General features: G+C 29.5%; 5 protein-coding genes. 2 read left to right on the top strand and 3 right to left on the bottom strand.

Going from position 1 to position 13502, the window contains the following annotated elements; all coding sequences use genetic code 11:
* The first annotated feature begins 40 nt into the window (after positions 1 to 40).
* Together ETSB_RS05760 and fabD are read left to right on the top strand one after the other, a co-directional pair.
* Positions 41 to 1042: a beta-ketoacyl-ACP synthase III gene (locus ETSB_RS05760; protein ID WP_044106855.1), complete on the top strand. Its 1002-nt coding sequence runs from the start codon at positions 41 to 43 to the stop codon at positions 1040 to 1042.
* Positions 1043 to 1083: 41 nt separating this feature from the next.
* Positions 1084 to 1959, top strand: a complete 876-nt coding sequence (gene fabD, locus ETSB_RS05755) for an ACP S-malonyltransferase (protein WP_044106854.1) — start codon at positions 1084 to 1086, stop codon at positions 1957 to 1959.
* 1749 nt (positions 1960 to 3708) lie between these two features.
* On the opposite strand, the gene ETSB_RS05750 is transcribed toward fabD, so the two are convergent.
* From ETSB_RS05750 to rpsD, 3 genes are all read right to left on the bottom strand, one after another.
* Positions 3709 to 4377 carry a bifunctional 4-hydroxy-2-oxoglutarate aldolase/2-dehydro-3-deoxy-phosphogluconate aldolase gene (locus ETSB_RS05750; protein WP_044107650.1) on the bottom strand — a complete coding sequence of 223 codons (669 nt, stop codon included), beginning with the start codon at positions 4375 to 4377 and terminating at the stop codon, positions 3709 to 3711.
* Positions 4378 to 7097: 2720 nt separating this feature from the next.
* A complete protein-coding gene (gene hypD / locus ETSB_RS05745) occupies positions 7098 to 8213 on the bottom strand; it encodes a hydrogenase formation protein HypD (RefSeq protein ID WP_044106852.1) in 1116 nt (371 codons plus the stop codon).
* Positions 8214 to 12122: 3909 nt separating this feature from the next.
* Complete coding sequence (rpsD, locus tag ETSB_RS05740; RefSeq protein ID WP_044106851.1) at positions 12123 to 12731, bottom strand: 30S ribosomal protein S4; 609 nt, start codon at positions 12729 to 12731, stop codon at positions 12123 to 12125.
* Positions 12732 to 13502 lie beyond the last annotated feature (771 nt).

Below are 13502 nucleotides of genomic sequence, written 5' to 3'. Positions count from 1 at the left end.
ATAATCAAGAATATTTCAGGGAGACCCAAGGAGAAAATTATTGAACGCATCAGGAGCTAAAATTGCAATTACGGGCTGTGGTTCATTCACACCAACCCAGGTGATTACTAATGATGACCTTGGGCGTCTTGTTGATACCTCCGATGAGTGGATTCGGACACGTACCGGAATCAGCCATCGGCATTTAGCTTCGCCAGATACATCCCTTAGTGATATCTCGGCTCAAGCAGCTCAAGAAGCAATTGCTATGGCTGGTCTGACTCCCAAAGATATTGATTTAATTATCTTAGCGACTTCTACCCCTGATGACTTATTCGGAAGTGCGGCTAAGGTACAACAATTATTAGGAGCTTATAATGCGGTAGCTTTTGATTTGACAGCGGCGTGTTCGGGCTTTGTTTTTGCCTTAATCACGGCCGCTCAATTTATTCGGACTGGGGTTTACCAACGAGTGGTAGTGATTGGGGCTGATATCCTTTCCCGTTGGATAGACTGGTCAGATCGTAACACCTGTGTTCTCTTTGGCGATGGGGCAGGCGCAGTAGTTTGTCAAGCAAATCTTCATGAAGATCGCTTGTTAGGGTTTGATATGTATAGTGATGGACGGCAACATCATTCTCTTAATCTTTCTTACGGAGGACAAGAGAAAACCCTTAAAGATGAGATAACTATTAGTCAAGGAACTTACCATCCTATCACTATGAACGGACGAGAAGTTTACCGTTTTGCTGTAGCTAAAGTGCCAGAAGTTATCGAAAGGGCCTTATTTCATGCTAACATTTCCAGAGACGATATTGACTGGCTGATACTACACCAAGCCAATCAGCGTATCATGTGTGCGGTGGCTCAACGGCTCAAGATTCCCTCAGAAAAGGTCATTGCTAACCTAGAAGAATACGGTAACACGTCAGCCGCATCCATCCCCATTGCTCTCGATGAAGCTGTCAGAGACGGGAAAATTAAAACGGGGGATGTAATCGCTAGTTCTGGCTTTGGGGCCGGTTTAACCTGGGGTGCAGTGATTTTTCGCTGGGGTATTTAATCACCTTTAATTAATTTTCGAAGATTTATTGATAATAACAAATGAAAATAGCGTGGGTATTTCCAGGACAAGGATCACAAACCATTGGGATGGGAGTAGATTTACAAGAGACTTTCGTCGGCAAAACTAGATTTGAACAGGCACAGCGGATTCTGGGTTGGTCTGTGTTGGAAAAATGTCAGGGAGATGAGGAAGAATTATCTCGTACTCTCTATACTCAGCCTTGTTTGTATGTGATTGAAAGCATTTTAGGCGATTTACTTCGAGAGAAAGGTCAAACACCAAATTTGGTGGCAGGGCATAGCTTAGGGGAGTATTCGGCTTTGTATGCAGCGAGAGTGTTCGATTTTACTACCGGATTACAATTGGTTCAACGTCGTGCCCAATTAATGGATACAGTCTCCGGGGGAAAAATGGCCGCCTTGATAAAGTTTGATCGAAGTCAATTAGAGCAGGTAATCGCAGCTAATCCTAGTGTCGTATTAGCTAACGATAATAGTGAGCAACAAGTGGTTATTTCGGGAACTCCTGAAGCAGTCAAGGAAGTTCTCTCTCAGATTAAGGTTAAACGAACCGTTCCGCTTAAAGTGTCTGGGGCATTTCATTCTCCGTTAATGAAAACAGTGGCTCAAGAATTTGAGACATTATTGACTGCTTATGAATTTACTGATGCTCAAATTCCGGTCCTTTCTAATGTTGATCCTACTCCTACCCAGTCAGGAAAAGTCTTAAAGGCTCATTTAACTCAACAAATGACCAGTTCTGTTCGTTGGCGAGAGACAATGTTACAATTGCGTAAAGAAGAGATTAGTCACGGTATTGAAGTTGGTCCAGGAAAGGTGCTAACGGGCTTAATTAAGCGCACTTATCCTAATCTTGAGTTGGCTAATGTCAGTGGAATTCAAGACTTAGTCTGACCAAATTAATTAAGATAGAAGTAGTTGAGCTAAACTAAACTACGGCTAAATTCTTTTATCAGAGCAATTCTAATTTGAACCTTTTGATTCGTTTGTTATACTTGACTGCTATTTATACTTAGACAAGTTAACTAATTTTTTCCATGAACCCAGGTATTTATACAAATACAATGAACTCAATCAATGAGTTTGCAATTTTAGCTCTCCTAGATTAAGTCTGAATAAGTTGGTGGAAAAAATATCGGTTTTATAAAATTATCCTTCTAAAATTATCAAAGTTAGTTTAAGCCATGTGTTTATATTTGTAATCAATTCAATTTTTAAATTAATCTCTTCTACTACTGCTTGGGAGGTTAGATCGTCAAAATAAATTTGAATTTCATTAATTCATCTACTATCTGATAACTCTTTGAAAAATATTGATGAGCAGTTTCAGTCTATTCTATAAATTTCTTGGAAGCCTCATCACTCGTTATTCGTTATTTAACATTAAAAAATATCTCTTATTTTCTCTTTTATTTGATGTATTCTTCTTAAGAATGAGGATATTTTAAAAACTTCTCTGTCTTATATTTATTTTTATCGCTCATAATTATTTTTTTTTAGTAAAGAATATTTGCTATGAGTTATCTTAGTCATGTGTTTTCTTTTTCTTTAGTTTTTCTATCCTTCTCTTTTTAGACTTTCTTTGGAAGTCTAACTCTTTATTGCTCTGTTTCACTATACGAAATCTATCTACCACTATTCAAGTTTTAGAAAATATTTCTTTAATAAAACTTGAATAGAGTATCCATAAATACTGACTTTTTCTATTTAGCTTAAAATAAAGGCGATGGTAATTTCTGTTTAATTTTAACCCTCGTTTATTAAACTAAGTTTATATTTAAGTTCGTAGATATTAATTAAATTAAAACTTTAAATATGGCATAATTAAATGTGAACATAAAATCTGCATAAATGTTATTTATGTAAGAAATATAACTTTCAACAAGCTCATTATTAATCATAAAACCTTATCTTTATATTTTTAATTTTTAAATAACAGGTTCAGGATAACTAAAAAAGTTTTAAACACTTCAATATCTTGAATGTTTAATCTGAAAGATATTTTTATATTAATCGTAAATCGTTTAAATAAAAAAATGTTTACAGCGTGTAATTTTGCCAATTGTTTTTACCTAATTTTACTTCATTTTTTGTCGATAGTAAATAATTAATTAAAGTTCTTATCTATAGGTGTTTTAAAAGCGTTATTGATTAATACATATTCAGTTTTTAAATAAATTTATAATTTTATCTTTTGCTAACACAGAAACAAAATTTTTGGTTTTTATATTGTCTAAAATTTACTTAAAATCAAATAATTAGCCTCAGTTATTGATAACTAAATATAGTTCATATTTAAAATAATAAGCCATAAAAAATTACTCTTTAAATATGTAAATTCAGGGAAATAATTAGCATGCTGTTTAAATTATTGATAGAAGTCATATAAATAACAAAATACTTTGGTAAGGTCGAGAAAAAATCTGGACTTATAACACCAGACCTCAACAAAGACTTTTTCTAGAAAATATCTGCTGCTTTCCCTTTCCTCTATAAATTTAGATTAAACTCATCTTGGATAAAATAAAAAATATTATGGTATACTAGTCTTTTATACACTCTCTATTCTATCTAACTTTTACTAAAAATTTACCAAAATTTTAGTAATTATCTTTGAAAGAAAACTGGTGAAACAGCAATTCTTTAGACGGCAGAAAAAGGCTTTAGTTGTTGCAACAATATTTGAGCTTTTTGAGTTATGACCTCCCAATTTTTATTATCAATAGCGTTCTTAGGAAATAACTGACTCGATAATCCTACTGCAATCGCCCCTGCTTTAATAAAGGCCGCAGCATTGTCGAGGGTTACGCCACCAGTAGGAATGAGCGGAATAAACCTCAAAGGACCTTGTAGCCCTTTAATATAAGAGACTCCTCCTATCGCTTGTACAGGAAAGACTTTAACGCAACTAGCTCCTAATTGCCAAGCGGTGGTAATTTCCGTAGGAGATAAAGCGCCAGGAATCATAGGAATATCAGCGTTAATGGCGGTTTGAATTAATGTAGGGTTGACATGGGGGGTAAAGCAAAATTGAACTTTAGCTGCAATCGCCTCTTGTAGCTGTTCAAGGTTTAAAACTGTCCCTGTTCCGATAGTACAGTTAGGTAATTGCTCGCAAATTTGGCGAATTAAGTGGACGGGTCTTTCACTATTCCAGGTAATTTCAATTAGACGAATTCCACCAGCAGACACGGCTTTGGCCATTTCTAAGCCAAGATTTAAATCATTAGTGCGGATGACTGCAATAGCCCGATGTTGTCTGAGCAAATCTTGCCAAGCCAATGAAGAGTTTCTAGAAGAGTCTGAAGAGATCAAATTTTTGTTTTAGAGATAATTAATTTTCCTAGTCTAGTCTAACCATTACGCACACTTAATACAAGGAAAATATATAAATTAGAATAAATACCTAGATTAAGATCATGTCAATTTTTTCTGCAAAAATCTTTCATAGTCCAAAAGTATGCCTCAAATTAGAATGGAATGCAATATTACTAAATCTGTAATATAAAAGTTAAAAATAAAAAAACAAAACTTAATATTTAACAACAGGCGGATCAACAACAATAATTATTGTTTAGGCGATACTATATAGCCATAAATCCGCGTAACAATGAGGAGTAAGATTGTGAAAATTATTACCTATTTTTTCCAAAGACTAACCCAAGGAATAATAAAAAATATTAATAATACATTGAAGTTAATTAAAAGGAGAGTTGATTGATTTAAAACTATTGTAGATTTTTAACCGCACAGAGAAGTATTACGTAAATTAATTTTAGTTTTTTGGTTCTCTAATTTAAGACTTAGTTGAATAGTTTTAGGCCTAAAATAAATATTTACAGTTTAATTTTAGTAAAAAAATCTAAACAACTAAATTGAGTTTATCCGACTAAAAAATAATTTTTAAAAAAATACTTATCATCATTATAAATGATATTTTTTTGATAAAAAATATCATTTATAATGATGATAAGTATCACGGCAATTCATAATAATATTTTTTTTAGATTTAATTCAAGTTTATTGATTCGACTTTTATGTAAATATCTATTGGCAACTAGTTTCTAATAATATAGACTATATTATTAGTTTATTGTACTAGCTTATGAACTTGTTTAAAAACTTTTATATTTATTTGTATTCTCCTTTATATCAATAAAAATAAGCTTGGACCCTAACACAAAAAACACCTATAAGCAAGTCTTGTTAATTAAATTTACAATCTTACTTTTTTGTCTAAAATGGCAACGATTAATGCGCTATTTATTGTATAATAAAATATATAAATATACTATTTTTGGATATAAAATTTTAAAAATATGTGTTTTAGTTGCCGTAGGTATATCTTCACTAATTCTTAGATATTGCCATGTATTTTTACTATACTTATTTTAAGTATTATTGAAGAATAAATATTTTGAAATCTTAGTTAAGTTTTCTACAAAATATAAAATCTATGATGAAATTAATTGCTTGAGTTGATACTTTAAAAGTATCAATTTTAATAAGACAATAAACTATTATATATAATAACTTATTTTGATTATTAATTTTTATTTTAAATAAAAATTAATTCCTAGTATTATTAGTTTATCTTTGTATTTTACAAGCCTATTCATGATTATTAAAAAATATTTAAATATTATAATATTATTAATATAATCACTGCTGATGCTTGCTGATTGACAAATTATTTTAAATATCAATCATCAATCATCAATGAATAAGAGAATTATTTTTTAGTTTCAATACTATTTGAGTTAACTTAAGTTAACTCAAATATATATTTTTTAAGATTAAATATTAATTCAAAGACAACTATTTAATCCTCATTAACTCTTACTTTATAAAAGATTATAAAGCACTAAAAAAGTAAGTTAAACTTATATTAAATGTCATTACTATAAATTTATTAAACTCAGATAATTACTTTAAAAAATGTAGTTTAATTTGAAAAATATAATTATATTCACTTTATTCAAGTCTTAATTATCTTAGAAAGTAAAATCTAAAATAGAATGATTTGTTTATAAAACCCTTTTGAAAATTTTAATTTTTCTCAAAGATGTTTCATGAACTATTTTTATATTTTTTCTAGCTCTAAACTTTAGACTTGCTAATATTCTCATTTGTTTATTAATTTTTATAACTTTGGAGATTTTCTTGACATGAAACATTATTTTTGATAAAAACAACTATTTTGTATGACATAAACTCAACAAAAAAACTGATACCTTTAAATAGTCGGGATAGAACAAAATAATTAATCTAATTACTTTAGTTTTTTTATATCTATTACCTGACTTAAAATAGCTAATAAATTTTCTCTAATTTATTTTACTATAAAGTACTTTGATAAGTTTATCATCAATACTTAAGGCTCCATTCATAATGGTTAATTTATGTTTAAATTCATTGAATAAATCAACAGATTCATGATTGTCTCTTAGACAAGAACAGTTCACGATGTTATACTACAAATAGTTAAACATCTCGGATAAACAATCAGCAATAACAATAAATTATTTTTTTATCTTCTTTGAAATAACTAATAGGAAATAAATTAACCAAAGACTTCAAGAGATTAATTTATGCTTTAAAGTTAACTAGTAAATTTTAGTTAGTGACTTCTCGTTTATTATCGTTAAGTTTTTAAATCATGTAAGAGATTTCTAAAATAATTGAAGTTTAACCCTCTGGAGTAGTCTTAAATACTCACCTTCTCTATTGAATGATCACAATTTTGCCAATAAAAATAATGGTAGTAACAGCAACAAAAACTAGATTACTTTTTAATCCAATAGAATATGAAATCTCTTGATAATTCTCATCTAAATCTATCCTGCTATTAGTAACTATTTCTTTATAAGTTTATTATTCGCTAATTTTCACATTCATAACAAGAAAATTGGTCGTGCTGACATCAAATTATCTTTAAAATAACAGTATTTATAGTATAGTAAATTTTTATTGTGGTTATCGGGACTGCGAGCGAGGTAAAAGACAAGATAGTACCATAAGGTTTTGACTTCTTAAACCATCAATGTTTGATTTTGATAATTACGATAGCGATAGTAAGCAGCACAAGTCCCTTCCGGAGATACCATAGGTGCGCCTAAGGGATGTTCTGGAGCGCATTCTTTCCCAAAAGCAGGACAATGGTGGGGTTTTTTAAGTCCTTGCATAATTTCCCCACTAATACAAATCGAAGAGACATAAGATGGTTTGATTAAAGATAACTCCTCAGCGAACCGTTTCAAGGCGTCAAAACTTGCATATTTTTCCCGCAACCCTAAGCCACTTTGACTAATCTCCCCAATACCGCGCCATTGTCGAGTAACTACCTCAAATACTTCTTGAATAATTTTTTTTGCAATAGAATTGCCCTGTTGTTCCACGGAACGGACATATTGATTTTCACAGTATGCCTGTCCTGATTCTAACTGTTGCAGACATAGATAAATTCCTTGGAGAACATCAACGGGTTCAAATCCTGTTATCACAATGGGAACGCCGTATTTTTGAGCAATAGGGTTATATTCTTCATATCCCATTACTGTGCAAACATGACCAGCAGCTAAAAACCCTTGTATTTGGGATTTAGGTGACCCTAAAATAGTTTCCATGGCAGGAGGGACCAAGACATGAGACACTAATAAAGAAAGATTAGTTATTGCGTATTGTGCAGCTTGATAAACAACCATGGCGGTTGCAGGGGTAGTGGTTTCAAACCCGACAGCAAAAAAGACCACCTGTTTGTTGGGATTTTTCTGGGAAAGTTCAAGACAATCTAAAGGAGAATATACGATGCGAATATCCCCCCCCTTTGCTTTGACGGTAAGCAAATCTTCATCAGTTCCAGGGACTCGCAACATATCCCCAAAGGAACAGAAAATTACATCCTGAAGAGCGGCAATTTTTAATGCAGAATCAATTAATTGAATGGGGGTTACACATACTGGACAACCTGGTCCATGGATCAAGGTAATTTTTGAGGGTAAAAGTTCATCAATTCCATATTTCAAAATAGAATGGGTCTGTCCACCACAGATTTCCATTATCCTCCAATCTTTGGTGATTATCTGGGAAATTTTTCTGGCATATTGTTGAGCTAAGTTAGCATCGCGGTATTCGTCAACAAATTTCATAGTTGATTTATTTTTGATGAATTAATGAATGATAAGTGAGATTTCAATAACATTCTTTAATTTTTAAAAAGCCATAGATATCTTCTATACTAGTCAAGACTTCTATCAACATTGAATAAATTTAGGTTTTCTTTAGATATTAAGTATTAAGGTTTAGTTAAATAGTTAAATTTCATCATTTAAAATCTTACAAAAAATTATGGTCACTTTTGTAGCTATTCATACATCTAATTTTTCCTTTTTTTATTTCAAATATTTTTGAATTATATTTTTTCTCTTCATAAGATCTGTTTTCTCAAACGAATCTTCTTCTTAAGTTGATAGTTAATATGATTGGTTTAACAGGCCAGGTTCGGGTATCTATTCCTTGAATAAACAATTAGTTTCAAATAAATATAAAAAAATAATTTTCTACTTTATATTCGATTCGAGACGAATAAATTCATTGTATCTTGGATTGTTATTATTCGTAGCAAATATCTTGACTAAGATATTTGCTATAAGTTTAATTATACTTATAATTAAGTATAATTAAACCAATTTATTTTTTTTATTCAACATAAATTACATTTTTATTTTTTAATAAAAGGATTTTATGTTATAAACAATACATATATTTTTATCACTTTGTAAGTAGTTTGAATAAACTACTTACATGCAGCAATTAATCTTAAAAAATAATTATTGTATTTATTTTTTTATACTCACTTTTGTCTTTTTATTTTTAGCTATTTTCGATAATCTCATAATATTTCTGTTTCTTGAATAATTTATATATAATTTTTTAAAACTTGTATTTTTTGATAAATTTACTAGTCTGTAATTTATTTGACTTTTTATACTCTTGTATTTAAATAGAATATTTCTGCCCTTGTTCTGGTTTTTTTTAAAATTTGGTCGCAAGCCAACTCTGACAGTTCTTGTTTGTCCAATTCTGTTAGATGAATTTTTAGATAGATTAAAATCTAGTTGTAACTCTTTTTTAAAGACTTTTTCTTTTAACTTTATTTTAATTCATATACTTAGTAACGTACTTATATAGCTTTTACAAACTAGCTATGATAAAGTCATAAAAAATAAAACCCATTATTTTTAGGGTAAAACATATAATAGCATAAAATATTTATGTTCATTGTTTTTTGACATATTATATTGTTTATATATAAATAATCACAATACTATCAAGGTTTTCTGTCTGAAAAAGGTTAATAGATTAGTGCGTGAGTAAAATTATGAGTGCAAGTACTATTTTAATCAGAATTTAATGTTGCTTATCATTTGTGTAAAAAATACTTCTTAAAAAGAATAACTAACTAATTTTATTGAATAAAAAAATACTATTATGATTTATAATATCTTGATTTAGTTCTTGTTTTCATCAACTATCTTTTCTTCTATCATTAGCTATAATTTCAATAATATTTGTTATACAACTTAGATAAGTTAGCTTGAATAAGGCTAAAATATAAAAGTATCAAAACCTAGTTATAGGTATAATAATACTATATTTAGTATCTAAACTGAGATTATACTAAACACAATATTTATACTTAATTTATATTTATGGAAACAAATTAAAACCTATATTATTTTTCTTAAGAAAAAAGTACATAATAATAAAAAGTATAATATAATAATAATTTTAAAAATTTAAATATCGATATGAAAAATTGAACGACAATAAATGAAGTAAGTGAATGATAAATAAAAACAATGCTCAAAGATTTAAATAATTAATCATATAATACCTTATCTATTGAGATATCTGGCAAGAAAGAAAATTACTCTAATCAAAGGATAAAAAAGTTATTATTTAATGTTAATTTATTTAGATAAAAGAATGAGTATATGAGTGATAAAAATAGTAAAATATTTAAAATAGTAGAATTACTATAAACTAGACAAAAAGAGATATTTGTAAAAAAAAAAGAGGTTAGTATAGAGCTTTAAAAATTATGTAATTATATTGTAAATAAATTTATGCCACAAGCTGAAAGAGTTATATGTTTAATATAATAAAATTATTAATTTACAAAGCTATAAGATTTAAATAAAAGAAAATTTTCTATTATCAGAGAGATATAAAATATAAGCAAAAAACAAACCGGCAAATTAAATTAAGTGTACAAAACTTGACCAGTATTCTTAAATGAAAATAGCTTTTTTAAAAACTTAGACTGAGTATAAAGACTATTAGAGTTAGTTAATTGATATAAAAAATTTTATTTATTAAAGCCAGATGTTAAACACTTAGACCTCGGATCATAAAATCATTGCCTATATTGATTCATTGCTTATTCTAATTTAGAAACGACTTCGGAGACAGTAGAAAGTATTAATAATAAATTTAAAAATTAAACTTATGACAGAATCTATAGAAAAAACCTATACTTTTATTTCTATATTCTCCTATTATTAATTCTATTAAGCACTGTTGATCGAAATCAAAATAATATTTGACAGTTTGCCTTAATCCTATTTAATGTGCGAGTATGTATACATCTTTAGTATCTAATCGAGTTAGAAAAAGATATAGATTCAATGAAATTTAAGGTTGATAATCATAAGTAATAGTTATTAAATCATTAATTTTAAATTCTTTTTTCGGTCTAAGTTCTTTTCAATTCTTAAAACGTACAGTAAGAATATCATATGTACTGATTTACCATGAAACGAGTATAAAGTCTTTATGCTCTCAACTTCTAATATTTTGAATTAAGTTGAGGTGTTGAATATCAAAATTCTATAAAAAACAGTAATACTAATATAGGCTTCTCATAGTATTAGACCAGTGAGCGTTCTTAAATTGGCTTGCCATGGTTTCAGACGTATATTATGGGTAGTTCGCAATGCTAAAAATTGGGTCCAGTAGCCGCTAATATTGAAAGGATAGGAGTAAAAAGTGTTATCTTTCTCTTGGACCTTACTTGACTGACTGCCGTGAATCAAAACTATTAGTCCAGTCTGATGAGAATATGGACCGATTGACCTTAAAGTTCTTTTTTGATAACTTGATTATCTCAAGTTAAAAATGAATTGGCCATCACCATCAGTTTAATAGAAACCCATGACATTATTCAGTTTACAGCCTGATGTATAACCCAACAAAATTTTTGAATTTAATAGGAAAAATTGCCGCCTTACCATGGAAACTCGTCCGAAAACTAAATTCACTTTTTCGGGCTTTACTCAAACTTTACGTGTTTTCTTTACCTCTTTCTCTCACCTATGCGGATATGGTCTAAAATTTAAAATGGTTTTGCTGGATGAAACCTGTCTTCTTCTATAATGTTGTCCAAACCTTAGTTAAAGAACTCCAAAAAGACTAACCCAAAAGTTTTGTGGGATAGTAAAGTGATTTAGCGGTCTGGTGTCGACAGTTGGCTCTTGGCTAACAGAAAGAAGTACCATCATAGCTACCTCTGTGTCTCGGTCACCGTAAGTACAGTCAGTTGAAACCTTTTGAATTGACCAAGTAACAAGAATTGATTTGTGATTACACTCTTTTAATTCTTAAGTAGATCCTAAAAGGAATATTGTTAATGAAATAAAGGATTAATTTCCTTGAGCTACACAAGTTTATGATTTTGTTAAGTAAGTGTAAAATAAGAATGAATTGTCTAGTAATTGAGTTTTGTTTTAGTTTCTAGCAATGACTCTAAAGGATTCTAGAGTCATAAAGTTAATCTTGAGAAATTTAGTTACACTGCCAGTTATACCGTTGCTGTATCATAAAATACACCAAATTACTGAAACCCTATGAATTAAGTGTAAAGAAGACTCAATTATCGGAAAGAAACTTTGATAAAACTCAAAGATTTTATATTCATTCTTAAAATTTTAAAGTCAAGTTAAATAATCTAAGTTCATAAGGACATTGGACAACTATTGAAGTTATCCAATAATCTTCTAAGCTTTTCGAGAATAATACTCAACTACTAACAATTCATTAATTTGTAAAGCTATCCATTCCCGTTCAATAGTTCCATTAACTTTTCCTGTCAAAGTATTTTTATCAAAATCTAAATGACTTGGAAGGTTAGCCAAACCAGGGTATTCCATATTCGCTGCCACTAAGCGACGAGAACGATCTTGATTACGAATGGAGATTACTTCCCCAGAACGGCACTGATAACTAGGAATATCAACAACTTGGCCATTAACGGTAACATGACCGTGAGAGACTAATTGACGAGCTCCTGGAATTGTTCCCGCCATCCCTAAGCGAAACACTGTATTATCAAGACGCATTTCTAGTAATTCCAGAAGTTTTTGACCGGTAGAACCTGTGGCTTTACGAGCTTTTTTTACATAGCGTACTAGCTGACCCTCTGTTACGCCATAGTTAAAGCGCAGTTTTTGCTTTTCTTCAAGACGAATAGCGTATTCTGAACGCTTTTTACGTCCTTGTCCGTGTTGTCCTGGAGGATAAGCACGACGGGGGTTTTTGCGACTTAAGCCAGGAAGTTCTCCTAGTCGCCGTACAACTCTTAAGCGAGGCCCTCTATAACGAGACATAGAACAGATGTTCTCCTAAAATGCACAGTTACTCCAAAATAGTCATTATACACGATTTCTAGTGATTTTTGGGAATTAGAAATTAACATTGAGGTAGTTAAGAGTTAGTAAACCATAAAGATTAATTTTATAAAAACAACTAAACTCTTTAATTTAATACCAATAATTTTAAAAATTAACTAAGTTAATAGTACTAAATCATATTATTTTTTACACGTTTTATCGAACTACTACTAATTGTAAAAACAATATAATCAATTTTTTACAATTAATCCCTCAATAATGCATTAATTATCTTTCTGATAAAGATAAAGAGTTTTTATTATGTTTTTTGATAGGTTACGATAGTTAAAAGAATAACATTGTAGCATAAAAAGCAATAAAAAAATATCGGCTTATTCGGGAGATTAATGTGTAGACTAGCGATAAATATTTATATTTTAACAAATTTTAAAAAATAAAAGTCCAGCTGTTAATTACGATAAAGATAATTTAAATATATTTAACTTAAGAACTATTGTTATTGGGGACTCAGTCTATGAGATTAGTTTATAAATTAAAAGATAGCTATTTATCAATCGCGTTCACTATCAATAAATATATAAAATAAGCTAATAAATCTTATCCTAATCAGGATAATTCTTTCAAAGTTTAGAATTGCTTGACTGATTACTGAAATATTTTTTTAAAAAATAACTGTGTTTTAATTGTCATTAAATTTTATTTAATAAATATTGAATTTTAACCTGAAAAGCTAAAGATTTAGCTTGA

It is taken from the genome of cyanobacterium endosymbiont of Epithemia turgida isolate EtSB Lake Yunoko, from assembly GCF_000829235.1.
In the GTDB taxonomy this organism is placed as follows: Bacteria; Cyanobacteriota; Cyanobacteriia; order Cyanobacteriales; family Microcystaceae; genus Rippkaea.
Note: the sequence above shows the minus strand (reverse complement) of the source record. Positions and strands in the feature narration are given on the sequence as shown.